Source organism: Alphaproteobacteria bacterium SS10 (assembly GCA_019192455.1).
Taxonomy (GTDB): domain Bacteria; phylum Pseudomonadota; class Alphaproteobacteria; order TMED2; family TMED2; genus TMED2.
Genome location: JAHCML010000005.1, coordinates 56,645 through 82,037, shown reverse-complemented (window position 1 = coordinate 82,037; position 25,393 = coordinate 56,645). Strand labels below are relative to the sequence as shown.

General features: G+C 58.4%; 23 protein-coding genes. 11 read left to right on the top strand and 12 right to left on the bottom strand.

Going from position 1 to position 25,393, the window contains the following annotated elements; all coding sequences use genetic code 11:
* Nucleotides 1–288 precede the first annotated feature (288 nt).
* Together KI792_09310 and KI792_09305 are read left to right on the top strand one after the other, a co-directional pair.
* Entirely contained in the window at nucleotides 289–1,575 is a 1,287-nt protein-coding gene (locus KI792_09310; GenBank protein ID MBV6633215.1) for a glycosyltransferase family 4 protein, read from the top strand.
* 112 nt (nucleotides 1,576–1,687) lie between these two features.
* Complete coding sequence (locus KI792_09305) at nucleotides 1,688–2,749, top strand: glycosyltransferase family 9 protein (protein MBV6633214.1); 1,062 nt, start codon at nucleotides 1,688–1,690, stop codon at nucleotides 2,747–2,749.
* 21 nt (nucleotides 2,750–2,770) lie between these two features.
* On the opposite strand, the gene KI792_09300 is transcribed toward KI792_09305, so the two are convergent.
* Nucleotides 2,771–3,232 carry a hypothetical protein gene (locus tag KI792_09300; GenBank protein ID MBV6633213.1) on the bottom strand — a complete coding sequence of 154 codons (462 nt, stop codon included), beginning with the start codon at nucleotides 3,230–3,232 and terminating at the stop codon, nucleotides 2,771–2,773.
* A gap of 203 nt (nucleotides 3,233–3,435) precedes the next feature.
* Between KI792_09300 and thrS the strand changes: the two genes are divergently transcribed.
* The 4 genes from thrS to KI792_09280 all read left to right on the top strand — a co-directional run bounded on the left by thrS (nucleotide 3,436) and on the right by KI792_09280 (nucleotide 8,731).
* Entirely contained in the window at nucleotides 3,436–5,400 is a 1,965-nt protein-coding gene (gene thrS / locus KI792_09295; GenBank protein MBV6633212.1) for a threonine--tRNA ligase, read from the top strand.
* Nucleotides 5,401–5,646: 246 nt separating this feature from the next.
* The gene (gene infC / locus KI792_09290) at nucleotides 5,647–6,186 is read left to right on the top strand and encodes a translation initiation factor IF-3 (GenBank protein ID MBV6633211.1); all 540 of its coding nucleotides are present in this window, start codon (nucleotides 5,647–5,649) and stop codon (nucleotides 6,184–6,186) included.
* A gap of 119 nt (nucleotides 6,187–6,305) precedes the next feature.
* Nucleotides 6,306–7,769, top strand: a complete 1,464-nt coding sequence (locus KI792_09285; GenBank protein MBV6633210.1) for a class I SAM-dependent RNA methyltransferase — start codon at nucleotides 6,306–6,308, stop codon at nucleotides 7,767–7,769.
* Nucleotides 7,770–7,912: 143 nt separating this feature from the next.
* Entirely contained in the window at nucleotides 7,913–8,731 is an 819-nt protein-coding gene (locus KI792_09280; protein ID MBV6633209.1) for a hypothetical protein, read from the top strand.
* 33 nt (nucleotides 8,732–8,764) lie between these two features.
* On the opposite strand, the gene KI792_09275 is transcribed toward KI792_09280, so the two are convergent.
* The 4 genes from KI792_09275 to KI792_09260 all read right to left on the bottom strand — a co-directional run bounded on the left by KI792_09275 (nucleotide 8,765) and on the right by KI792_09260 (nucleotide 13,349).
* The gene (locus tag KI792_09275; GenBank protein ID MBV6633208.1) at nucleotides 8,765–10,018 is read right to left on the bottom strand and encodes an LOG family protein; all 1,254 of its coding nucleotides are present in this window, start codon (nucleotides 10,016–10,018) and stop codon (nucleotides 8,765–8,767) included.
* A gap of 3 nt (nucleotides 10,019–10,021) precedes the next feature.
* On the bottom strand, nucleotides 10,022–11,311 hold the full coding sequence (locus KI792_09270) for a TIGR00730 family Rossman fold protein (GenBank protein MBV6633207.1): 1,290 nt from the start codon (nucleotides 11,309–11,311) through the stop codon (nucleotides 10,022–10,024).
* A 316-nt stretch (nucleotides 11,312–11,627) separates the two neighbouring features.
* Nucleotides 11,628–12,200, bottom strand: a complete 573-nt coding sequence (locus KI792_09265; GenBank protein MBV6633206.1) for a hypothetical protein — start codon at nucleotides 12,198–12,200, stop codon at nucleotides 11,628–11,630.
* Between the two features lie 759 nt (nucleotides 12,201–12,959).
* Nucleotides 12,960–13,349: a RidA family protein gene (locus tag KI792_09260; GenBank protein ID MBV6633205.1), complete on the bottom strand. Its 390-nt coding sequence runs from the start codon at nucleotides 13,347–13,349 to the stop codon at nucleotides 12,960–12,962.
* Nucleotides 13,350–13,450: 101 nt separating this feature from the next.
* Between KI792_09260 and KI792_09255 the strand changes: the two genes are divergently transcribed.
* Nucleotides 13,451–14,068: a hypothetical protein gene (locus KI792_09255; protein MBV6633204.1), complete on the top strand. Its 618-nt coding sequence runs from the start codon at nucleotides 13,451–13,453 to the stop codon at nucleotides 14,066–14,068.
* Nucleotides 14,069–14,096: 28 nt separating this feature from the next.
* On the opposite strand, the gene KI792_09250 is transcribed toward KI792_09255, so the two are convergent.
* Complete coding sequence (locus KI792_09250; protein MBV6633203.1) at nucleotides 14,097–14,534, bottom strand: tellurite resistance TerB family protein; 438 nt, start codon at nucleotides 14,532–14,534, stop codon at nucleotides 14,097–14,099.
* Between the two features lie 204 nt (nucleotides 14,535–14,738).
* Here KI792_09250 and KI792_09245 point away from each other — a divergent pair, with 204 nt between their 5' ends.
* From KI792_09245 to KI792_09235, 3 genes are all read left to right on the top strand, one after another.
* Nucleotides 14,739–15,695 (top strand): AEC family transporter, encoded by a 957-nt coding sequence (locus KI792_09245; GenBank protein ID MBV6633202.1) that lies wholly within the window; start codon nucleotides 14,739–14,741, stop codon nucleotides 15,693–15,695.
* 174 nt (nucleotides 15,696–15,869) lie between these two features.
* A complete protein-coding gene (locus tag KI792_09240) occupies nucleotides 15,870–16,613 on the top strand; it encodes a hypothetical protein (protein MBV6633201.1) in 744 nt (247 codons plus the stop codon).
* Nucleotides 16,614–16,933: 320 nt separating this feature from the next.
* On the top strand, nucleotides 16,934–17,533 hold the full coding sequence (locus KI792_09235) for a hypothetical protein (protein ID MBV6633200.1): 600 nt from the start codon (nucleotides 16,934–16,936) through the stop codon (nucleotides 17,531–17,533).
* Between the two features lie 76 nt (nucleotides 17,534–17,609).
* On the opposite strand, the gene KI792_09230 is transcribed toward KI792_09235, so the two are convergent.
* Nucleotides 17,610–20,501, bottom strand: coding sequence for an ATP-dependent DNA helicase (locus KI792_09230; protein MBV6633199.1), 2,892 nt, complete (start codon nucleotides 20,499–20,501; stop codon nucleotides 17,610–17,612).
* 122 nt (nucleotides 20,502–20,623) lie between these two features.
* Between KI792_09230 and KI792_09225 the strand changes: the two genes are divergently transcribed.
* A complete protein-coding gene (locus KI792_09225; protein ID MBV6633198.1) occupies nucleotides 20,624–22,222 on the top strand; it encodes a lysine--tRNA ligase in 1,599 nt (532 codons plus the stop codon).
* A gap of 54 nt (nucleotides 22,223–22,276) precedes the next feature.
* Here the strand turns inward: KI792_09225 and KI792_09220 are convergent, their stop codons facing one another.
* From KI792_09220 to KI792_09200, 5 genes are all read right to left on the bottom strand, one after another.
* A complete protein-coding gene (locus KI792_09220; GenBank protein MBV6633197.1) occupies nucleotides 22,277–22,825 on the bottom strand; it encodes a hypothetical protein in 549 nt (182 codons plus the stop codon).
* Nucleotides 22,818–23,255: a Crp/Fnr family transcriptional regulator gene (locus KI792_09215; protein MBV6633196.1), complete on the bottom strand. Its 438-nt coding sequence runs from the start codon at nucleotides 23,253–23,255 to the stop codon at nucleotides 22,818–22,820. Before KI792_09215 ends, KI792_09220 begins: the two co-directional genes overlap by 8 nt.
* Nucleotides 23,256–23,397: 142 nt before the next feature.
* Nucleotides 23,398–24,246 (bottom strand): branched-chain amino acid aminotransferase, encoded by an 849-nt coding sequence (locus tag KI792_09210; GenBank protein MBV6633195.1) that lies wholly within the window; start codon nucleotides 24,244–24,246, stop codon nucleotides 23,398–23,400.
* A 91-nt stretch (nucleotides 24,247–24,337) separates the two neighbouring features.
* Nucleotides 24,338–24,619: a hypothetical protein gene (locus KI792_09205; GenBank protein ID MBV6633194.1), complete on the bottom strand. Its 282-nt coding sequence runs from the start codon at nucleotides 24,617–24,619 to the stop codon at nucleotides 24,338–24,340.
* Nucleotides 24,620–24,696: 77 nt separating this feature from the next.
* Complete coding sequence (locus KI792_09200; GenBank protein MBV6633193.1) at nucleotides 24,697–25,323, bottom strand: helix-turn-helix transcriptional regulator; 627 nt, start codon at nucleotides 25,321–25,323, stop codon at nucleotides 24,697–24,699.
* Between the last annotated feature and the right edge of the window lie 70 nt (nucleotides 25,324–25,393).

Below are 25,393 nucleotides of genomic sequence, written 5' to 3'. Positions count from 1 at the left end.
GCGTTACCTCATTTGAGTCCCGCGCCTTGAGGTGACGTCGAGGCCTCAATAAATCTGATCGAACCCCTGTGTAGCAGCTAAGCCAGATCGGTCAATTGGGATGCCCGTGAGATAGCTGGAAATGGCTGGTGGTTGCAGGTGACAACCGCGCCGGTCCAATATATCTGACAGAGATCACCACCGGCCTTCCCCTGATTGTCGGCTTGAAACCGCCAGCGACGCGAAACCATGCGCCACGCACGACATCTAGATAAGGGCAAACGCACCGCCAAGCCCGGCAAACCGCCAATGCGGCGGCGCAGGCGGCGGCGCCAGCCTGAGATACCTGAACCCTCAGGCAGCGGCCGGCCGGTCGTGCTTCAGGTTCTGCCCTCACTGGTATCAGGCGGCGTTGAGCGTGGGACCGTAGAGATTGCCCGCGCCCTACTCTCGGCTGGCGGCACGGCTATTGTCGCGTCCAGTGGCGGGCCGATGGTTAAGCAGTTGCGCCGGGCCGGTATTAAGCACGTAACCCTGCCGCTGAAATCTAAGAACCCGCTGACGATCTGGCGCAATATCAAGCGCCTGGAAGCGGTGATTGAGGCGCATCAGGTCGATATCGTCCATGCCCGCAGCCGGGCACCGGCCTGGTCGGCCATGCGGGCCGCCAGGAATATGGGTGCCCATTTCATCACCACCTTCCATGCCGCCTACGGCCATAGTTCGGGCTGGAAGCGTGCCTATAACTCGGTCATGGCGATGGGTGATGTGGTGATTGCCGTCTCCGACTTCATCGCCCGCCATGTGGCCGATACCTATGAGATGAACCCACACCGACTACGGACTATCCCCCGCGGTGTCGACACCACCACCTTCCACCCAGAGCGGGTAGGGGCAAAACGGATCAAGTCTGTGGTCCAGGACTGGGCCATCGCCACCGATATGCCGGTGATTGTCCTGCCGGGTCGTGTTAGCCGCATTAAGGGTCATAAGGTTCTGGTTGAGGCGCTAAGCCAGCTGGGCCGGGAAGACCTCACCGTACTGATGGTCGGGTCCAGCGACGATAAACCCGCTTTCGCGAAAGAGCTGCAGAAGCAGATCGAACAGGCGGGCCTTGGTCTGACCATTCGCCTGGTTGGTCCAAGTGACGATATGGCCGCCGTCTACGCCATTGCCGATTTGGTAGTGTGCCCCTCCCTCGTGCCAGAGGGCTTTGGCCGGACAGTGGCTGAGGCCATGGCCATGGGCAAACCGGTTATTGTTAGCGATGAAGGTGCACCGCCAGAGCTTGTGGCCCATGGCGAGACCGGCTGGGTTGTCCCAGCAGGCGATGCAGATGCCCTAGCGGACGCAATCTCGCGCACCCTGTCTTTGCCCGATCACCTGCTTGAGGAGATGGGGCGCCGGGGCATGCAGACGATCCAAAGCCGGTTCACTAAAGATCATATGTGCAACGCCACCTTAGCGCTCTATGACGAACTTCTGGTCGCCAGCCTTTACGATGCTGAGATGGTAATTGATCAGGGCCCATTATCGTCAGCCGATCTACCTGCCTCACTGACCGATGTGGGAACGGACCCACCGCCAGAAAGGTAAATGGCACAAAACTATTAGATTAGTTGGCGGCCAAGGCGTAATCAGACGGCTTAGTTTTTGTAAGCGCCCACCAAGTCGGCCCGCCCATTCGTAAGATTTAGCAGCTTCATCAATGGCAACGATTGATATTCCCCAACGCAGTGATGGCAGCACCAACAGCCAGGCCGAGAACGGCACAGATACCGGCAACGGGGCTCCGGCTGCAGATTTAAGCCAGATCGATCAGGCGCGCCGCGTCTTGGTCATTAAGCTGGGCGCCCTGGGTGACATGATCATCGCGCTTGGCCCCTTTCAAGCGATCCGCGAGCGCCATCAAGATGCCCATCTCACACTCCTAACCACTGGCGCCTACGCCGAGATTGGCCGCCGATGTGGCCTGTTTGATGAGGTTCTGGTTGATAAGCGTCCTGGCTGGCATGAGATCGGCCGTTGGATGGGCCTCCGCAAACAGCTGCGCCAGGGTCAGTTCGACATGGTCTATGACCTACAGAACAACGACCGGACGGCGATCTATCACAAGCTGTTCTGGCCGCAGCCAGCACCAGCTTGGTCGGGCTCCGCGGCGAGCGCCACCTTCCCTTTTGAAGACCCGCGCCCGCCAACCCGCCATGCCTTTGACCGCCACCAGGATCAGCTTGCGGCGCTTGGCTTCAAGGATATCCCACTACCCGATGTGGGTTGGATGGAAACCGACGTAAGCCCCTTCGGCTTACCGGAGAAGTCAGCCCTGATCGTGCCGGGCAGTGCACCGCATCGACCAGAAAAACGCTGGCCTCAGCAACACTACATCAGCCTCTGTGATCGCCTGATCAATGATGGTTTCCGGCCGGTTCTACTGGGCACACCATCAGAGGGTGTGGTGACGCGCGAGATTGGCGCCGCTTGTCCCGAAGCACTGAACCTTACGGGTAAGACCAGCCTGTTTGATTTGGCATCATTGGGCCGCGCGGCGGTGCTCGCCGTTGGCAATGATACAGGACCTATGCACCTGATTGGTGCGGCCGGTTGCCCCTCAGTGGTGCTGTTCTCCGGCGCATCCTCACCCTATCTCAGCGCACCAATCGGCCCTGCGGTCACGACACTGCAAGAGGCTAGCCTCGACCGGCTGCCCATTGAGAAGGTTTGGAAAGCCGCGCAAAAGGCGATGGGTCAGGATGAGGAAGAGCCGGTCTAAAATCCGGCCCCTCAAAACCCCTTAACGAGAATACCGCCGGTCACAGGTCTGGCTGTGGGCCACCGGTAGGTTCACCGTTTCACCACCACAATCATAGATGCAGATTTTATCGGTGCGGGTTTGACGTAACCGACGCAAGCGACATTGGGTTGGCTCAATATTCTGGATCTCGTTCAGCAATGACCGTTGGGTCGTTTGGAAGGAAGTCTCGCAGAACCTTGTGCGTGAAATCTGACGACTGATCGAGCTGCCGTTATCGCAGCTATAGATACAGGTACGGCTGCCGGTACGCTGGATCTCGCGGTCACGAACACACATCACCGCCTGCTCTCCGCCAAACGGCACCGCGCGGGGCTGAACCCGCTGGAACTGCTGGAAAGCGCCTGCCTCACCGCCCTGGAACTGCTGGGCCTTAGCCTCGGAAATCGGGGTGGACAGCAACAGAGCCATCGCCATCAAACCAAACAAAAATGCGCGTGCCACGGCTCCGATATCCTCCTGAAGCATGATCATGTAACGCTAATAAAGGGCATTTTGGGGCCCAGGCCCACCAAAACCACGCGTTCACCGCATAACAAGCTTGAAACGTTGCGGCCTTGATGCCCCTAGCCAAGGCCGCGTGGGCGCGGTATTCCTCGGGATTGTGATGATCCATCATCGTAACGACCGTGTTGAAAGGCACCTCCATGTCCGACCTCGCTGAAGCCAAAGTTGCTGAAATCACCATGACCCTGCCGGATGGCGCGACCCGCACCTATCCGACTGGCACCACTGGTGGCGACATGGCGAAGTCGATTGCGACCAGCCTGGGTAAGGCTGCGCTCGCGGTAAAGGTGGATGGTGAGCTGGTTGATCTGAATCTGCCGATCAACGAAGACGCTAAACTCGAGATTATCACCAAGAAGTCTGAAGAAGCGCTGGAGATGATCCGCCACGACGCGGCCCATGTGATGGCTGAAGCGGTGCAGGAGCTGTATCCCGGCACCCAGGTCACCATCGGCCCGGCGATTGAGAACGGCTTCTATTACGACTTTGCTCGTGAAGAGCCGTTTACGACGGAAGATCTGCCGAAGATCGAAGCCAAGATGCGTGAGATCATCAAGCGCAACGCCCCATTTGAGCGTGAAGCTTGGGACCGCGACGACGCGATCAAGTTCTTCGAAGATAAGGGCGAAAGCTATAAGGCTGAGCTGATCCGCGACCTACCGGCCAGCGAGACGATCACCGTCTATAAACAAGGTGAGTGGCTCGACCTCTGCCGTGGCCCGCATATGCGCTCAACCGGCGATATCGGCGATGCCTTCAAGCTAACCAAAGTGGCAGGCGCTTATTGGCGTGGTGATAGCAACCGCGCGATGCTGACCCGCATCTACGGTACCGCCTGGCGCGATAAGAAAGAACTCGACGCCCATCTAACCATGCTGGAGGAGGCCGCGAAGCGCGACCACCGTAAGCTGGGCAAAGAGATGAACCTTTTCCACTTCCAGGAAGAGGCGCCCGGTGCTGTCTTCTGGCACCCGAAAGGCTGGACGGTGTTCCAGGCCCTGATCGACTACATGCGTGAGCGCCAAAACCGCGCCGACTATGTTGAGATTAACACGCCAGACATCATGGATCGCAGCCTGTGGGAACGCTCAGGCCACTGGGAGAAATTCGGTGAGAACATGTTCACCACCCAGGCCAAAGAAGACCGGGTCTTCGCGCTGAAGCCAATGAACTGCCCGGGCGGTGTCGAGGTCTTCAAACAAGGCCTGCGCAGCTATCGTGAACTGCCGCTGCGCATTGGTGAGTTCGGTAAGGTCCACCGCTTTGAGCCGTCAGGTGCCCTGCATGGCCTGATGCGTGTGCGCGCCTTCACTCAGGATGATGCGCATATCTTCTGTACCGAAGATCAGATCACCGAAGAGTGTCAGATCGTCTGTCAGCTAGTCCTCGATATCTATCGTGACTTTGGCTTCGAGGAAGTGCGGATCAAGTTCTCTGACCGCCCAGAAAAGCGGATTGGGTCGGATGAGATCTGGGACAAATCAGAAGCAGCATTGAAAACAGCGGTTGATTCAAGCGGCCTGCCCTACACCACCAACCCTGGTGAGGGCGCATTCTACGGTCCGAAGCTTGAGTTCGTGCTGCGGGATGCCATCGGTCGTGACTGGCAATGCGGCACGGTCCAGGTTGATTTGAACCTGCCTGGCCGTTTGGGCGCGTTCTATATCGGTGCCGATGGTGAGAAGCATGTGCCGGTGATGTTGCACCGTGCGCTGTTCGGCTCACTGGAGCGGTTTACCGGCATCTTGATCGAGCACTATGCCGGCAAGCTGCCGCTATGGCTCGCACCGACCCAGGCAATGGTGACCACCATCACCTCTGAGGGCGATGATTACGCCATGGAGATCGCCGCCATGATGCGGGCGAAGGGCCTGCGAGTTGAAACCGATCTGCGTAATGAGAAGATTGGCTACAAGGTGCGCGAGCACTCGCTGCAGAAGATCCCATATATCTTGGCAGTTGGTGGCCGTGAGGTTGAGCAACGCACCGTTGCGATCCGTACCTTGGGTGAGCAGGGCCAGACCGTCGAGTCACTCGATGATACGATTGAGATGCTGCTTGAGGCCTCAAAATCTCCACTAGAGCGAGCTGACGCGGCGAGTTAATCGCCGGTTGGCTTGTGACCCCTCGCCTTTGCGCGATATAGTTGAGAAATCGTCATATTTCGACGGCTAGGACTCGCGTTGCGCGAGCAGCCGTCGTATATGGCATGCGCACCTGTTCGATAATGCACCAGTAAACGCGTCAGGCGCATCGCCCCATTGGGGGGCAAGACGGTAAGTTGGTTTCCCACGGCTCAGACACAGCCGGGCCGACCCGTCATAAACAAGGTCGATAGAGGAGATACATCCATCCGCAGACCACGTTTTCAAGAAGCCCCGGTCCGCAATGACGGCCCGCGGGTTAATGATTTGATTGATGTCCCTAAGGTCCGCCTGGTTGATGCCGATGGCGAGATGGTGGGCGTCGTCGATATCGAGGAAGCCCTACGCCGCGCCGATGAGGCTGGCCTAGATTTGGTGGAGGTCGCCGGACAGGCTGACCCGCCCGTGTGCAAGGTCCTCGATTACGGTAAATACCGTTACGAACAACAGAAGCGCCAAAACGAAGCGCGGAAGAAGCAAAAAGTCATCGACGTCAAAGAGATCAAGGTTCGTCCAAACATCGACGACCATGATTATGAGGTGAAGATGCGCAATGCCCGCCGCTTTATTGATGACGGCGATAAGGTGAAGGTCACGCTCCGCTTCCGCGGCCGCGAAATGGCCCACCAGGATCTCGGCATTAATGTGCTGAACCGCATCCGCGGCGATTTGGACGAGATTGCCAAAGTGGAACAGATGCCCAAGATGGAAGGGCGTCAGGCGATCATGGTGCTTGCGCCGCGCTAAGCACCTCGCTACGTCACGAATAGCTGCCTTAACGGGCAGGAAAGCGACCGGCTGGATCAATGCGATCAGGCCGGTCGTCTTACATCAACCGGCGCCGCAATTAAGAAGAAGAATAAGCAATGCCCCGCCGCCACAACCAACATGGCAATAACGCCGGTCGGCGCAATGCCCGAACCGACCGCGCACGGACCAAGGGCCGCGATAAGCTTGGCCGTCCGAAACAGAAATACCGTCCCCGCTATGGTGATGCCATGGATGGTGTGGTTGAACGCCTGGGCGATTTCGGCGATGGCATCGTTCAGCCGCTGAAAGATGGCGAGGCGGCCAATGGCAACACCGTGTTTGTGCCAGGCTGCCTGCCCGGTGAGACAATCCGCTTTAACCCTTTAATCGACCCCCGCAACCCGGATCAGCCCACCGATGGGCGGATCATGGAGGTGTTGGAACCGTCGAGTGATCGGGTCGATGCGGCCTGCCAGCATTTTGGTGATTGCGGCGGTTGCCGCCTTCAGCATGTAGCGCCACAAGCCATTGGCGATTTCAAAGCCCAGCGCCTTCGCCAGGCCCTAAGCCAGAAAGGGCTCGACCCTGAGCTGGTAAAGCCGACAGAGGCTGCCTGGGGCGCAGCTGCAGCAGATGCAGGTGCCAGGCGGCGGATGGAGTTTACCCTGCGCAATGATGGAAGCCATGTGCGCCTAGGCCTCCATCGCCATCGCAGCAAGGTGATCGTTGATCTGGCCGAATGCCCGGTGGCCGATCCGGCCATCAGCGGGCAGCTGGAGGACATTCGCGCCTTTGCCAAGGCAACGCTTTGGTCGGGTGAGGCCGCCGATCTTCACATCACCAGCTGTGATAACGGGCTGGATCTAGTGCTGACCCGCAGCCGCAGCCCGTCACTGGATGAGCGGCAGGACTGGCCGAGCATCATCGAGGCGCATGACTGGGCCCGTCTCTCCTGGCGACCAGATCACCAGACACCGCCCGAAACGGTTATCGCCCGGCGCGAGCCGATCATCTCAGTTGAAGGCATTCCGGTCCCGCTACCGCCAGGTGGATTCATTCAGGCAACGACAGCAGGGCAAGCAGCGCTGATTAGGCATCTTCTAGGCGCACTTGATCAGTATGGCGTGAAGACTGATGCCCCCGTCATCGACCTGTTTTCCGGTATGGGCACCTTCACCATTCCCATGGCGGTTCGCGGGCACCGGGTACATGCGGTTGATGGTAATGGCGATGCGCTGCAGGCCCTACAAGCCGCCGCTGGCCAACGCTTTGCCAGCCGGGTGAAGGTTGAACAGCGCGACCTGTTCCAACACCCACTCGAAGATGATCTGCCGAAAGACACGGCAGCCGTGATCCTCGACCCACCACGTGCCGGATGCCAAATGCAGGCGACGGCCCTCGCCGAACGGGAGGTGCCACTGATCATCATGATCAGCTGCAACCCGGTAACCTTTGCCCGCGATGCCGGCATCCTGGTCGAGGGCGGCTATCATATCGGTCAGGTTCAGCCTATTGACCAATTCCAATGGTCCCCAGAGACTGAGCTGATTGCCACTTTCTCTCGCAACCCCCACCAATAGTAGGGCCAGATGTTTCGAAGCGTCGGTATTTGGCTACCGACATGATTTTGAAACATTTTTAGGCTATTATGGGTTGTCCCAGGGGCGGTTTGCGCCCTCGAGAGAAGGACTTGAGCATCGCAGTGCCGATGCCGACATTAGAGATGAGCACGCCACTTGATGATCGCCCAGACGGCGATCCACCAAAACCAGACGATGCGACGCCAGCCATTGGCGCGAACCTGGCCCGTTGGCGCGCCCAGGGCGGTGGCGATACCGACCCAATCCCAAACATGGAAGCGATTATCGCGGCGGCACAAGAGATGCAGCCCTACAGCTCGCAGCGGACCACCAAGGTTGCCGCTGTACTGTTCGATATCCGCACCGGTGAAATCCTAGGCAAGGCCGCCAACAGTTTCGCCTCCGGCATCCATATGACCGATGACGAGATGCGCGCGGACCGGGACCGCAAAGATAAGAACATCGCCCATGCTGAGGAGACGGTGCTCGACGACTTTATGCGCCGGGTGAACAATGGCGAAACGCCCCCGGTTCCAACCAAATATCTGGGCGTTTACGCGACCCACTCCAGCTGTCCACGATGTGCCCGTAAAATTTCACGCACTGGGATCAGCACTTTTGTCTCCACCACCAGCTCACTGGATGTGGATGATCGCTTTGCCCGCAATTGGGCGGTGGACATCATGGATGGCAAAGAAATCCTCGATAAGCGCGAGGAAGATTTGGGCGGACCGGTTGATGTTCGCCTGGTCACGGTCGATCCGGATCCAGAGCTAGCCGCCAAGGGTAAGTTCAAATGGGCCGACCCCAGAACCGACCACTTCAAGCCGGTTGAGGAACAGGCAGCACGGCTGAAAGCTGGTGACGCAGAGTACCAGCCGCCGAAGCCACAGATTGGCCCACCAGCCAACTCCGATGACCCGGGCGGCCCGGATCAGGCGCCACGGCGGAAAATACCCTAATCACGTGTAAGTTGGTTATGTGAAGGTAAGGCGCTAAGGCGCCGGCTGCCCACCATCGCGCGGCCCCTTCGGACCGCTACCATCATCGATATCGGGACCCTGGCCAGGGCGCTTGTCTGAACGCCAACCACCGAGGCGTTTGGCAACCTGATCGATATCGCCAGCCGCTGGCGGATAAGGCCAGTCGGGGCGGGCATCAAGCTTGGCCACTTCACGATCCAGGAACGGCATCGCCTCCCGCTCATCATCAAAGACGTGGAAGTCTGCACCGGCTTTAAGGCCGTATTCTTCCGCTGATTTGATCAGCTCGTTCCAAGCTCCGTTGTGATTAACGATCACCAACGGCACATCCTTGAACAGCGGCTCTGCCTTACGAAGCTGTAGCATCGCAAACATTTCTTGGCTGGACCCGGCACCACCCGGCAGGACCATCACACCTTTCACCGGCTTGTCCGGCTCCGGCATGAACATCTGATACATGCGCTCATAGATGTCCTGGGTAAGGCTCAGGCTGGTCATCGGTAGGTTCTTGTCGTCAGTCGCCAACTCACCGTTGTTGCGCCAGACCTGTTCGGTGGTAACCCCGTGGACGCAGGTGCCATGGGCAATCGCCCCACGCGCAACAGCCCCCATCATTGAGACGTTGCCCGCGCCATAGGTCATGCCCCAGCCGCGTTTGCCAATCTCATCGCCGGTACGGGTTGCGAGCGCGATATCCGCCTCATCCTTAGTTGAGGCCGAGCAATAAACCGCGATCGTTACATCGGGCAGAGTCGCTTCGGGTTTACAGCCACTATTGGGCAGATGAAGGGCGCCGCCCGGTGCCGATGTTGGTGGCTTGAAGTCGGGCTCACCAGCAGGTTTTGGTTGAGGTGGCGGCTTCCGCTTTGCCTCATTAATGACGCCGATAACGTCGCGCACTTGGCCGATACCATTGGCGAGTTGGAACACCTCATCCGGTTTCTCTTTCGCCAAGCCACGGGCCGACATGTCTTCAAACAGGCGAGCCAGCGGATGCCGCTTGCCATTCTCTTCAACAAAGACGACCGGCTTGTCCCAATAGAGATCGGGCTCAATCCGCTTTGCCACCAAGACTGACATGGCCAGCATAGGGTCAGCATCGGGCATGAAGACATAGGCGTCCGCCGTCTCCATGCGTGTCTCTAGCTCTTTATGGAATTCGTAGTCGTCTGCCAGATCGCCTAGCAGTCGGTGACGGCGGTCACCGGTCAATTGGTTTGCTGTAATACCAGCGGGCGCGCTGCCCGAAACCAGAACCTTCGCCATCAATTAGCCACCAGGCCTCGGGTCACGGCGATCGTTACCCCGGCGGCGATCGGTCAGTCGGCGATCCACATCGGATTGGTCTGGGCCATTTACCTGCTGGCGCGGTTGATCCGGCCCGCTGGTAAGGCGCTGACTTCCGGTGTTCCGGGTGTCCCCGCCATTTCGGCGGCGCCAGCTAGACAGGCGCCGTTCCGTATCAGCATCACCAGTGATCAGCGGCTGCTGACCCGTAGCGTCGATGGCAGGGCCATTATCACGGCCGATAGTACGCTCCAGGGTCTTGTCGAGATCGCGCTGATTATCCACCACATGGAAGTGGTTGCCAGGCTCATAGCCATAGTCCTTCAGCACATCCTGAAGATCGTCCCAAAAGCCCTCTTCATTATAGAGAATGACCGGGCGGCCATGCAGGCTGGGATCATTTTCCCGCATATGCATGACGGCGAGCATTTCCTGAACGGTTCCAATGCCGCCGGGCAGAACGACAAGGGCGTCTGACTGCCGGATCATGTCGTCCATACGGTCATAGATGTCATCCGCGATGCGGATGTTGTCGATGTTGATCTCGTCTTTCTGGGCAACCTTCAGCTCTTTGCCGAAGAATAGGCCGGTGGTGACGCCGGTGACGTAACCATCGCGATCATGAACCCCAGCGGCGACCTGCCCCATCATGGAGACGTTAGAGCCACCAAACACCATGCCGTAGCCATTCTCAGCCAATAGCTGCCCGGTCTTACGGGCCAGCTGCAGCATGGATGGATCTTTGGTTGAGGCAGAGGTAAAGACCGCCACGTTCAGGTTGGGGCGAACCTTATCCGCACCCTTGGCATTCAACTCATCGACCAGATCCATGTATTCCGGATCATGCTCGTGATCATCAGCCGGGTTAAGCTCCGGCATCCAAATGCCCTCATCCAGCTTGGCTGGGATTTCATCGAGGGTCTTGGCAACGGTGAAAAACTGTTTTTCCGGCTGATGGACAAAGCCGCGGTCACGCAGAGTTCGGATCAAACCGATATAGGGGCTCGGCGCATCATCTGGTGAATAAATGACCAGAGGCTTGCCGCGAACGGCCGGTGCTTGGAACTGGTAATCGATGAAAAGCGAGGTGGTGAGCAGCGGATCAGCACCAGGCAGGATGACATAGCCATTAGCCTTGGCGATATGCGGGGCCAGTTCCGTCTTGAGGTCGTAATCACCGTCGAGATCAAAAAGTGGCTTAAAATCTGTGCCGCCAGCAGCGCTGACAGGTTTTAGAAATTCGGGCTTACCCGAGATTGCAATTGAACGCATAAACCTAGCCGGGGGCTTTCAACATCATCATTACCGACAACCAGGAGACCCCTAAAAGCTGGGTCGCAGATGCGGTTGCCAATATCCGCTAAACCGCACAGGACAGTGCGATTGACGGTCAAAATTGACCGATGAATGAACCGTAGCACCAGATGATGAAAGATTTACGATCAGGCCCGCCGGGGATCATTAAAGAACAATGAAATTTCAACAGGCTAATAATGGCCTGGAGAGGCAGGGATACAGCTGAGCTTTAGTGAGCGAGCTGATTTGCCTGGCTAACACGGTTAGCGGGCAATCCAGATCCATGGGATCGCTACAAAAAGATATCGATCGTCGCATCTTCAAATGCGAGCCCCTGCAGAATCACGCCGCCGCCCTTGTAAAAGACAAAGGTGTCGCCATCCAAAGTGGGGCGCAGCAGGTTAAACTTCTCCGGCAGGCCAATATCATCAAGGACATCGACACGGTCTAACGCGGGATTGAAGTCGGGGATCAGATCGATGTCAGGGCCGATGAAGAACACATCGGCGCCGCCCTGGCCAAACATCGTGTCGGGCCCCTGGTTACCGTAGAAGACATCGTTTTGAACGCCACCAACCAGGATATCGCCATCCTGGCCGCCATACAGCGTATCATTACCCCGGCCACCAAACAGGATGTCATAATCCTGATTGCCATAGATCACGTCGTCATCTTGGTTACCGTAGAGCACGTCTTCGCCAGCCAGGCCAAAGATCGTGTCATTACCCTCACCGGCACGAATTTCATCGCTACCGCCGCCGCCAGTGAATTGATCGCTCGGATCAACAACCTCACCGTCACGGAAGTCAAACTGCCATAGTCCAGCGACGCCAGTGTTGCCCTGTGATTGCTCAAGCAGCAGCATCTGAGATTGATCACCAGACGCGGGGAGTTCGAAGAAATTTTCGCCATCACCTGCGGTATAGCCAGCCCGCGCAATTGTGCCGCCCAGGCCATCAACACCACCTGACGCATCACCGGTGGTCCAATTGATGTCCTCATATCGGAATTCAATATTGAAATCCTGGTCACCAACCTTGGTCACCACGAGCTGAAACGCGTTCAGTAGTGAGATATCAGAGCTAAAGAAGCCAACGTCATCCCAGGTGACAACAATCCGGTCACTATTGGTGTCTAGCTCGTACCAGACTAGGTTGGTTCCTTGGGAGTTACCGCCTGGTGTCGGCGTAACCGTACCCGGGCCAACATCCCCAACACCCGTCGGCAAACGGGTGTCCACATCCGCAAAGAATGGCGTGAACTCTGGGTTGTTGCTAACCGCAGTGATGGCATCCGGCGTAAAGGTTGAACGCGGCGCGTCAAAGGTGATCGAGCCGTTATTGTTAACGTAGATCTCATTATAAACTTGGCCAAAGAGATCTAGGCCATTCTCAAACACCGGCGTGATGTCGATGGCCTGGGTAGACCCGTCATCATTTCGTTCCAGGAAGTTAGTCCCGAAACCAATTTGACCGCCCAAATCATTAAGTAAGAACGCCACGACATACCTGCACTTTGTCGAACTGTTGCGCCAGGATAACACGGCGCTTCGCGGCCACCGCAAGCGGCCACCCGAAAGCGATACTCACGTAAGCAGCGTTGACCAGCGATAAAAACGAGGTGTTCAAGTGCCCTGACGGCGGGCAGTAACCTCAATTTCTATTTTCATTCTAGGGTCTTGCAGGCCAGCAACGATCATTGTGGCGGCGGGCCTTGCGGTACCAAAGTACCGCCGGAGGACTGGCCAACAGGGCTCAAACAATTCCGCATCGGTCAAGATATAGCGAACTCTGACCGCATCGTCGGTGCTGCAACCCGCTTGTTTCAGGGCCGATTCGATATTTTTACAGGTCTGTTCGCACTGGTCGACCACGTCATCGGAGATGGTCATGGCCGCATAATCAAAGCCGGTGGTGCCAGCGACAAAAACCCAATCACCATCGACCACCGCCCGCGAGTAGCCAATGGCTGCCTCAAACTCTGAGCCTGATGAAATGTGTCGTCTCTCGGTCATGTGATCTTCTCCATTACGGCATGCGGTGAGCCGCATATTGCCAGATTGGCCTGGCCGCGCCAGCCTACCGATAGCGCCAAACCATTCAACCGGGACAGACCTTGCCGAGCCATATCCTCCTCCTTACCGGTGAACGGGAAGCCCCCCACTTTCGGACCTTCCTGACCACCCGCAACCCAACGCTGACCGTCTCGGATGCGCAGGATCGGGCGGGCATGGAACGGGCGCTAGAAGGCCGGATGGATAGCACTAGAATTATCGCCTTCCTGACCGGCGTTATCGTGCCAGCGGCGATCTTGGATGCCCTGCCCAGCGCTGCTTACAACATTCACCCAGGGCCACCAGAATACCCGGGCAGCTATCCAGAGAGCTTTGCGATCTGGGATGGTGCAACGGCTTATGGGATCACCGCGCATGAAATGGCGCCAAAGGTTGATACCGGCGCCATTTTGCGGGTGAGCCGCTTTGACCTGCCAGTGCAACCAGACCTCAACAACATGGGCGATCTGGTCTTTGGTGCGGCGGTTGAGATGTTCGCCGCCATCGCCGAACATTGCGCGATCAGTGATGACGACATCCCGCCCAGCGGTGATCACTGGGCGGCCAAACGCTACACGAAGCAAGACTTCGCAGCGCTTTGCCGCTCGGGCGGCAGCTACGCGGGGGCTGATCTCGACCGCTTACGGCGTGCCTGTGGCAAAGACTTTATCGAGAACTGAATTGAGAAGTGGCAGCGAGACCCGGCGATTAGGCGCCGGCATTCTCTGGCGTGGTGTGCCGGGCACGAACGCAACGCTCAATCGCGGCGGCCGATAGGCGACCCAGCTCAAGCTCAATACGAATGATCTCAAGCAGGCGCGTCTCTTCATCGGTGAGCGGGCCATCCATCGCTGAAATCTCGCAAGCCAGGGCGTAGGCCGTCTCACGCAGGCGCCATGGGTTAAGGGCATCGCGTGCCAGGCCAAGCACGGTATCCAAACCACCCTCTTCCTGCAGGATGTCCACGCACTCATTGGCGATCTGGCCAATTTGCGAGGTATCGAAATCAGCGAAGACGGGAAGCAGGCGAATGCTCTCACCGATGGCAGAGATCTCACGGTCGCTCATATCGCCATCAGCGGCCGAGGTGACCACCATCAGAAACAGCAGCGCGCGGTGAATACCGATATTGGACAAATCAGACATGGTGAGATCGGACCTATGTTGGGGGTCTGCCCTAAAGACCAGAACAGTTGGCAAGAACAGTCGGGCGAGAGCGGGGGTATCAGTCACCGCTTAAATGCCCGGTCGGTAGGGGCAGGGTCAATTGCCAATAGTGTCACCAGATGTGATTGATCCAACCACGGGTCGCTTGACCCCGGCACGGTAGCCACGTAACGCCATGGCCCCATGGATATCGTCATCACCGTTACATTGCCGGTTTTCGCCATCATCTTTGCTGGCTGGTTTGCAGGCCGTTCCGGGCTGTTGGGCAGTGACGGTAGCGTGGCGCTAAACCAATTCGTCTACGCCTTCGCCCTTCCCGCATTGCTGATCGTCAGCCTGACGGAAGCGCCCTTAGCACAAATCCTCCACTTGCCATTTATTGCGGTGTTCTGCGGTGGCATGGCCCTCACCTATATAGTGGGCGCCATCGTCGCCATTGTTCGGCGTCAGCCGGGGGAGGCTATCGCCATGCAGGCGCTCAAAGCCAGCTTCCCCAATACCGGCTATATGGGCATCCCGCTTTTCATCGCTTTGGTGGGTGAGGCTGGCCTGCCGCCGGTGATTATCGCCACGGTTATTATGAGTTCGGTGATGGTCGCGGTTGGGGTTGTGACCCTTGAGGCATTTGCCGGCGGCGGAAAGCCACCACTGACCATCGCCCGGGACATCACAATCGCCTTGCTTAAAAACCCGCTGGTGATCGGATCGGCAATTGGCATTGCGCTCGCCCTCCTGCAAGTGGGGCTAGCAGAGCCGATTGAGCGGTTCTGTCGATTGCTGGGGGCCGCCGCTGGGCCTTGCGCCCTCTTCGCGATTGGCCTGTTCCTGGCCGGTCAAAAGCTGACCGAGGGCATCTGGGAAGCGCTTTGGCTTTCCTTCCTAAAACTGGTGGTCCAGCCCCTGGCGACCTGGTGGCTGATTGTCCAGTTTGTGCCGTTAGATCCCTATTGGGAGGCAGCGGCGCTGGTTTTAGCCGCTTTGCCCACCGGCGCCCTGACCTTTGTCGTGGCGCAACGTTACAATGCGCATGTTGGTGCAACATCTGCCGCAATATTTGTATCAACTTTGATCTCAATCATTTCGTTATCCGTCCTTCTCATTTATTTGGCTCCTGTCTTTCAAAAAGGGATGACAGGTTGACGATCACAGCGAGAGACCTGGGGCTGAAACCCTAGGAAAACCGCTGAAAAACGATAACGACGAAAACTAATAATAAGGCGGGTAAAACCCGTGATCTGGCCCCGGCAGCACCGTCGCCAAACTGGTAACGCCAAGGCCCAAAGATAAAAGAGAACGACGTTAAGGAGCCATCCAATGGCAGCACTGCCAGCACAAGCAGCACCGGTTACCGGTCCTGCAAACCAAGACGCCAAGCTCTCCCCGCTTGACGCTGGTCAACAGGTTCAAGAGACCGTCAACGACAACGCCCACCTGCTTGAGCAGGTCGAGGCTCGCATCGCCGATCTCGGCTATCTCTGCGATAGCCGCACGCTCTATGGCCATGGCGGTCGTGACGTTTACTACCTGGTTGGTGACACCAACCGTCGCCTCACCGTCTCACAATGGGAAGTAACCCCGTTTATGACGTTTGAGCGCTTCGACGGTGATGAGTGGCGGGTGCTTTGGCAGGGTTCAATCAACAGCTTTGTCACCCATGGCCCACATCTCGACAGTGTGAGCCCTGTTGGTCCCCGTCTACGTCGTCTCGGCGCCACGCTGGCATCTCTCCGCGCGCATCAGAACCAAACTTTCTGCCGCTGGATTGAGAACCGCCATGGTGCCCTCGAACTTCGCGTAACCTCGCTCGACCCCTCCCTTGATGGTCGGCGGCTGATGCTTGGTAAGGCTGGTTTAAACGCCTGCCTACGTGAAGCTGATGGGATTCTAATTAAGCAGAAACCAGTGTCTAAACTGGTCTGCGAATGCACCAAAGATTGTGCGATGACTCAGCTGCAGGAGTTCCTATCCACACCTGCACGGGCGTTATCCACGACACAGTTTGGCTCCGGGCTAAAAACTTTTGGCCGGACCCTCGCTTCTTTCTTGACCCATCGTTAGGAAAACGGCTGATAGCTTCGGCTGTCACCAAAACTTAATAAAAAGCCAATTTGGCGACAAACAGAGCCCCCACGCTCAAGCGGAAACACAATCGGTCTCCCCCCAAGTGGCTCGCCGGAAAACGGCGGTACACAAAAGGCCGTGCAACAAAAAAGAAGAGAACAATGCAATCGTTGCCACGTTACTTCCACGCTCCCCAACGGCGCGCGCTTCAACCGGCACGCCCGTACAACCGTCGCCAGGACCGCAACACACAACCGCGACAGACAATGAATCTTGCCCGCCCCCTAGAACAAAATAACGACGAAATGGGTCAGTTCATGGCCGCCCTGGTTGGCTTCCTACGCCGCCAAGGATACCTGCCTGGCACTGAAAATGGTTACCAGCCTGACAGCATCAGTGCGGTCACCTTCTACCGCATTGGCGGTATGGAAGAGCGCCTGATCCTCACCCGCGACACCAGCCCTTGGACCCTTGAGGCCCAGAGCGCTGATGAGAACGGCAACTGGATCAGCCACGGTGAAGCGATGCCAGTCCGCGATTTCGTTGTGGAACTGCAAACCGCAGCCAATGACGGCGTGATGGCCGGTGAAGTTGGTGGTGCTGAGGATAAAGTGTGGCCCGTCTTTGGTGCTGCCCTCAACGACGCCCTGCGCCAGTCTCACGGTTGGGTTGCCCGCTTGGACAATACCAGCAACGACAACGGCAATCAAACCATTCTGATCGGCAGTGAAGCAACCGGCGTTCAGCGCCGCCTGACCTTCGCCATCAACGGTCCTGATCGTGGTGCCGCGACCCTGGAAATGCTGAGCCATGGTGAGCCATCTGAGTGGCTGCCACTGGATGAAGGTCGTCTGACCTCAATGCTTCGCACCAAAGACGCTGCCCTGGCCATTGCCCGGTTCCTGCGCCTCGCGTAAGTCAGCGATAGACAAACAAAAACAGCCCCGGCATCGCCCGGGGCTTTTTTGTTGCCCGCTTACGCCCATTGCCAAATCACTGGCTACTGACGAAATCCCGAACGCCGGCAATCGCCGCTGACAGGCCAACCCGCTGGACCTCAACCCCCTCTGGGAAGGCAGGCAGCAGGCGGGATGGCACGGCGCTGTCCAACATCACAAACACCCCTCGATCATCACCGCGCCGGATCAAACGTCCAAAGGCCTGACGCAGGCGGAGGCGTATCTGCTCATCATCATAGGCCTGGCCGCCAAATCGTTGACGCCTAGCCTTATGGATCAGGCTGGGCCGTGGCCATGGCACCCTGTCAAAGACCACCAGCCTTAAGGCATCACCGGGCACATCCACACCATCTCGAATCGCATCGGTGCCAAGCAGGCAAGCATCCCGCTCACCCCGGAAGATATCAACGAGGGTGGAGGGGTCGATACCATCGGCGTGCTGGGCATAAAGTGGTAGCCCCGCTGCCTCCATTGCTGGTGCTAAACGCCCATGCACCGCCCGCAAACGTTGGATGGCGGTGAACAGCCCCAGCGCCCCACCGCCCGACGCCTCAAACAGCGCGCGATAGGCGGTCGCCAGTTGATCCATATCGTGCTTGTTCACATCGGTGACGATGTAGGCACGGGTCTGCGATGGGTAATCAAAGGGGGAGCGAACGCGCGCACGCACAGGTGTAATGGGCAGGTGATTGGCACCGCTAACCCGCTCCGCCGCCACCCAGCGCTGCGCGTCCTGATCCTCTTCACCGGCAATGGGCTTAGCCCCGCCATCGGTAAGGGTGGCGGAGGTGACGACCGCGCCCTGGGCGTGGGTCAGTACCGTCTCAACCATTGGCTCGGTTGGATCAACCCAATGTCGGTGATAGCCGATATCGATATCCCGTCCTTCAATCCGCGATACCGCAAACCAATCGACAAACTTCTCATCAATCACAGCACCGCTGAGGCCGGGGTCAGCGCTGGCTGGGTTATCGTTGCTGATACCCGCTGACGCTTCTGCAAAGTCAGCCAGGGTAACTAGGCCCATACGCCAGCCGCGATAGGTCTGCTCAACCCGCCGTTCAATCCCACGCGCCAGGGAATCAGCCCGCTGCCTGGTATCAGTATCCCAATCCTCCGCCCGCTCATCCATCAGGCGGATCAGGCGGCGCTTGATCGTGGAGAGTGGATCGATCAACCGACCCAGCCCATCGGCAAAGCCACGCGCCTGTTCAATCAGCGCTGGGGTCATGGGTAGCGGCGGGGCCTCAAGATCGTACGGGCTCTCCTTACCACCGGCATGGGTGTAGACATGGTCACGCACGGCGGCGAAGAAACGCTCCCCCGCCCCTTTGGCGCCATCCTCACCCAACCGCTTTTGCCAGCCCTGGCTGGGCAGGGTGCGCGCTGCTTCCTGCGCGGCATCCATGGCGGCCAGGCCTTCCTCATCCCCGGCCAGCAAATCCTCAACCCGGCGGGCAAGGCCACGGGCCCGGCTGCTGCGACCGGTTTCAGCGCCTAACAGCCAACGCCGCTGTTCGGCGGCTTCCTGCGCTGTCAGCGCGATGCCAAATGCGCTGTCGGCGGCATCGAATAGGTGGTGCCCCTCATCAAACACATAATGGGTGGGCATCGCCTCGATCGCCTCTTGGGCGGCCGTGGCGGCGTGGTAGAGCACCAGCGCGTGGTTCGCGACAACGACACGGGCGTGTTTCGCCGCCCTGGTATTGCGTTCGATATAACAGCGGCGATAGTGCGGGCAGGCGGCATAGATACATTCGCCCCGCTTATCGGCGAGCGCCGCCGTCCGGGACCGGCCAGCCAGATCCGTAAGCCAGCCCGGCAGATCCCCGGCGACCAGTGCGCCATCCCGGCTGGCACTCGCCCAACGGGTTAGCAAACCAAGCGGTACTGCGTTCTGAGGCGTGGTGGCGATGCGCTGGATCGCCTCCTCAAAATTCAGCAGGCATAAAAAGTTCTCCCGCCCCTTGCGCACGACCACCTGCTCGGGCGGCACCATCTCCGACAAGCGCTGCAGCTCATCATCAATCTGGCGCTGCAGGTTCCTTGTGTAGGTGGCAACCCACACCGGCCCTTCATTCATCTGCGACCACAGGGTGGCAGGCGCCAAGTAACCGAGCGTTTTCCCCACACCGGTGCCTGCCTCGGCAAGTATAACGTTCGGTTCACCCTCTGCCGCGCGGGGGCGGAAAGCTGCGGCCGTCGCGCTGGCATAGTCTGCCTGTTGGGGCCGTGCCTCACGTTGACCGCCCCTCGCTGCCAGCAATCGATCCAGCTGGGTTCGGGCGGCGGGCGGGTCCACCGCATCATTGCCCGGCGGCGGTGGCGGTGCCCGGTCTTCCCATTCCGGGGCCCGGCGCCAAACGGCAAAGGCGTTAAACAAATCCTGGCCGGTGGGTGGCCCGTTCATGCCCAACCGGTCCAGCACCAGCTTGCCCCAAGGCCAGCCCCCCTCCGCCATGGCAAAGGCAATGGGGCCAGCGATGTCCCGGTCACCGCGCATCGGCGCGGCCAACTCCTCAAGCAAGGCATGACCGATCAGCGGCATCGCCTCGAACTGTGCGTCCATATCACCGGGCGCGGGCTTGGTAAGGTCAAGCAACTCCGCCAAACCACCAACCGTCGGCAGGCAGAACTGCGCCGGGCGGCAGAAGGCAAAGAGCTCCAGCAGATCAAAGCCAGGGGCAACGCCCTTCATTTCCAGCCGTCGACCGATGGCACGGCCATGGCAGATCAGATGTGGCTCGGCGGTCAGCTTATCCCGCGCCTCGGCGATTGAGAGCTTGGCAATCTCGCCCGTCACCGCGCGGCGCAACGGACCCGCGGCACCCATCACCATGACGGGCAGTTGGGTCAGTGGATTGGGCGTCGAGGCCGGCAGGTTGTTCGACTGATCAGACAAGAGAGCGGACTGATTGATGGTCACGGGATTGGGGTCGCCCCACATCATCACTAGCCTTAAGCCGCAGCGATGGTTTAAGCAATGCGCCGGTCTGGCACTAATCAGGCCAGACCATTCTTGAAACCCGAAATCCACGAGATTGAACGATGACCGCACAAACCGAGAGAGAGCTCGCCCAAAACGCCCGCGCCTGGCCGTTTGAGGAAGCACGAAAACTCGTGCAGCGGTTTGAGAAGACGCCGCCGAAGAGTGGCAAGGTCATCTTCGAAACCGGCTATGGCCCATCCGGCCTACCGCATATCGGCACCTTTGGTGAGGTGGTCCGCACCACCATGGTGCGCCAGGCCTTCCAACGTTTGTCGGACTTACCGACACAGCTCATCTGTTTCTCTGATGACATGGATGGCCTGCGTAAGGTCCCGGACAACGTGCCGAACCAGGAACTGCTGCAGCAGCACCTGAATAAGCCGCTCACCGTCGTGCCAGATCCCTTCGGCACCCATGACAGCTTTGGTCGCCATAACAACGATCGGCTGAAGGCGTTCTTGGACCAGTTTGGCTTTGAGTATGATTTCTACTCATCCACCGATTGCTACAAGGCGGGCATGTTCGATGAGGCACTGCAAACGGCCCTAGAACGCTATGACGAGATCATGGGCGTGATGCTGCCAACCCTGGGGCCAGAGCGGCGCGCGACCTACTCCATCTTCCTGCCGATCTCGCCCTCCACCGGTGAGGTATTGCAGTTGCCAATCCTTGAGACCAAGCCGGATGCCGGGACCATCGTCTTTGAAGACGTCGACGGTCAGAAAGTTGAGCTGTCGGTCACCGGCGGCAATGTGAAGATGCAGTGGAAGCCCGATTGGGCCATGCGCTGGCATGCCCTCGGCGTTGATTATGAGATGTCGGGCAAAGACCTGATCGAGAGTGTGAAGGTCTCCTCCAAGATCACCCGGATCATGGGGTCAAAGCCGCCAGAGGGCTTCAACTATGAGCTGTTCCTAGATTCGGAAGGTCAGAAGATCTCCAAATCCAAAGGCAACGGCCTGTCGGTTGAAGAATGGCTCCGCTATGCCCCGGATGAGAGCCTGGCGCTCTATATGTGGCAGAAGCCACGCCAAGCAAAGCGGCTGCATTTCGATGTCATCCCGAAGGCTGTCGATGAGTATCTGACCTTCACCGAGAAGTTCCCAGGTGAAGAAACAGCCAAGCAGATGGAGAACCCGGCCTGGCACATCCACAATGGCAACCCACCGGCAGAACCAAACCATCTAAGCTTTGCCATCCTGCTGAACCTCGCATCAGTGGTGAACGCGGATGATAAGGCCGTGCTTTGGGGCTTCATCAAGCGCTACGCGCCTGAGGCCACGCCAGAAAACGCGCCATTCTTGGATAAGCTGACCGAATATGCGGTCACCTATTACCAGGACTTCGTGAAGCCGGAGAAAGCCTACCGCGCACCAACAGATCAGGAGCGCGCCGCGTTTGAGGATCTGTTAAAAGCACTGGGTGAGCTGACCCAGGAGATGGAGACCGAGGAAATCCAAACCGCGATCTTCTCCATCGGTAAAACCCATGGGTTTGAGCCACTACGCGATTGGTTTAAGGCGCTCTATCAGGTCCTGCTTGGCCAGGATCAGGGGCCACGCTTTGGGTCCTTCGTGAAGCTCTACGGTATTGAAGAGACCAAAGAGCTGATCCAGCAAGCGCTGGACGGTGCCCTGGTTAGCGAGACCGCCGCATAAACAGGTGAATGCCTCCCTGAACCGTGACGATACGCGGTTCAGGGGGGATCACACCTAACGGCCGCGCTGTTGGCGGGATCGGAAGTGCCGCTGGCTTAGGAAGCGGTTCGACGCTGCCTCACGCTGAATGCGGGTGCTGCGACTACGCTGGGATTGCAGGCGATCAACCTGGTTGCGCTGATTACGCTGGGTGGCCCGGCTGCCAGATGTGCGGGCGCGCCGTTGATCATCAGATTGTTCCAAGCGCCGGATGCGGTCGCTATCGCGCAGCACATTGCGCTGCTGCCGTGCAGTGCCGAGGCGCTGGTTCTGTTGGTCACGAACAGATTCTTGAATGCTATCCAGCCGTTGCCGCAGCTGCTCCTGCCGGGCTTCACCGAGGCGGCGGAGGTTGTCTTGCCGCTGGCGCAGTTGTTGGCGGCGTTCCCGCGCCTGGTCCAGCGCGTCCTGTTGCTGGCGCTGCTGACGTTCTAAACGCTGGCGCTGCGGGTCGCGGCCATCCTGGGTTGGGATACGGGATTGAGCCTGGGCAAGCGATGGCGCGCCGAGCGTGAACGCAGCGGCGAGGCCAAATAGCAGTTTCCGTCGGGTTTGATCAGCCATCTTCCGTTGTTATGGCATCGAGGATTAAGGGCTCATCCTCATCTTTAACAATTCGCTGGTTATGCCAACGATCCACACTGCGGAGGTTCTTAACCAGAATGCCCATCACCGCCCGGATGAAGGGGGTTGTCTCACTAAGGTGATCACGGAAGCTAGCGCCGGAGACGAGCATCAACTCGCAATCCTGGATGGTACGGGCCGACGCCATGCGCGGCTCACCATCAACCAGGGCCATCTCGCCAAACAGCTCACCCGCACCGACGGTGCCGATGATGATTTTGCCCTCTGGCCGATGCTGGAAGATCTCCACCCGGCCAGATTTGACCACGTAGAGGTAATCCCCCTGATCACCCTCTTCAAAAATTAGGGTACCGGCGGGATAGAACTGACGGTTCATAACCCCCGCGCTTGCTTGCATGGTTGACGACATCTGAGCCACCCTTCTGGTTCTCTAGCGACCCTGCCATTTCACTGCCCTGCATGGAACAATATGCGGGTTGGGCAGCTTAGCTTCAATCGTATTCAAGCAAACGATGTTCCAAATCAGGGTTTGGTAAGTGGTCAGAAGCCGCTCAAGCCGCCAGTTTTCCGCGGCTATAGGCGAAATCCCAGTACAGGCTGCGGGCCCGGCGTGCCACGGGCCCAACCGGCAGGGCACGGGTTTCGTACCGGGTTAGCGGCAGAACCTTTGGGTAGTTGCCGGTACAGAAAATCTCATCCGCCCGCTCAAGCTCATCGGTGGTGATGCGGCCCTCAATCACCTCAAACCCATCATCGCGGAGCAGGCCAATCACCCGTTGCCGGGTGATGCCGTTGAGGAACGTGCCATTGGCCGCCGCCGTATGCACCACGCCATCTGTCACCATGAAGAGGTTGGCTGAGGCGAACTCCGCCACATTACCCATGGGGTCGCACATTACCGCGTTGGTGAATCCGCGATCGGTGGCGGCCTTAATGGCGAGGGCTGCATTGGGATAAAGGCACGAGGCCTTCGCATTGGTTGGCGCGGCCATCGGTGTTGGCTTTGTCCGATCAGACAGGCAAGCGGAGAAGCCAGCCTCAAAATCCGGCAACGGGGATTCATACATAGTCAGGATGAACTTGGTGGAGCCCATCTCCGGTACGACGAAACCAGACTCAGCGTAGAAGCTGGGGCGGATATAGACCGCCTCTTCAGTATCCAGCTCCTGCAACCCGACAGCAGCCAAGGCTTCAATCTCCTCAGCGCTGATGGCGGGTTCCAGGCCCATGGCCTCGGCAGAGTGGATGACGCGCTGACAATGCAGGTCAAGATCAGGGGCGACGCCCTCAAACCAGCGGGCCCCATCAAACACCACCGATGACATCCAAAACCCATGGGTTGCGGGCCCGATAACTGAGGGATTCCCGCTATGCCATTCGCCATCAATGTAATGGACCATTCGACCTTTCACCGCCGTCTCCCCTTATTGCTTTTTGTTGAGCAGATCATCGTTGCCGCAACCTACCGCGAAGAACAGAGAGCGGCAAAGCCTAGACGACGGCTTCGACCAACTCTGCGGTACCGCTGCGGTGTCGCCGATCTTCCAATGCGTAATGTTGAAGGCCACCAGATAGGGATCGCAGCTTGTCGTCCTTGCCGGCCCGGGCTGCCGTCATCTTCCGACGGCGCTGGCAGATCGCATAGTGGATTTGCCGGATCATTCGATCCCCGATCTGTTGGATCAGGGGCTCCGCCTGATCACCAGAACCATGGCGACGCAGCAGGCTGGTTGTCGGGTGCGGGTCCAGGCCGTTATCGGGCATCTCGAACATAAAACCTCGCTTTTGCTGGAAGAACATCAGCAAAATAGGTTTATATTCTTATATTGTCAATTTAGGTGCCGAGATAGCTATTGGCTAGCCCACAGAATGCGCGCCATCCACTCAACATCACTCAAGGCCAAAACCGGGTTTTCGTGATCCGGGTTGATGCTCTTCAGCTCGATCTTCGTGGCCGTCTGGCGGACTAGCTCCTTGGCCATTACCTCGCCACCTTGCGTCTTCACTACCACCCGGTCACCCCGTCGGATCGTAGCACCAGGTGAGACGATCAGGATGTCACCAGGGCCAAAGGCGGGCTCCATACTATGGCCGCTAACCTCCAGCGCATAGGCGTGCTCATCATCGATACTGGGGGCCTCAACCAGGTCCCAGCCAGCACCCGCCGGGAAGCCGCCATCGTCGAAAAACCCTTGCTGTCCGGCCTCTGCAAAGCCGATCAGCGGGATTTGGCTGCGTGCCGGTTGCCGCTCTTCGATGAGGCCAACAAGCTCCGCTAGCGAGGCACCGGTCGCCTCCAAAATCTTCGACAGGCTCTCCGTTGATGGCCAACGGCTTTTGCCTGATCCCGTGGTCCGCTTGCTCTTATTAAACGTGGTTGGGTCGAGCCCAGCCTTTTTAGCCAGGCCAGATGGGCTCATGCCCCGGCTTTGTGCCAGGCGATCGATCCCGCGCCAAATATCTCCATGGGTAAACATAGGTTTAATTTCCCATACGCCTACGGAATTTCATATAGGCATATTTTCCTTTTTTGTTGACTTGTTGCAG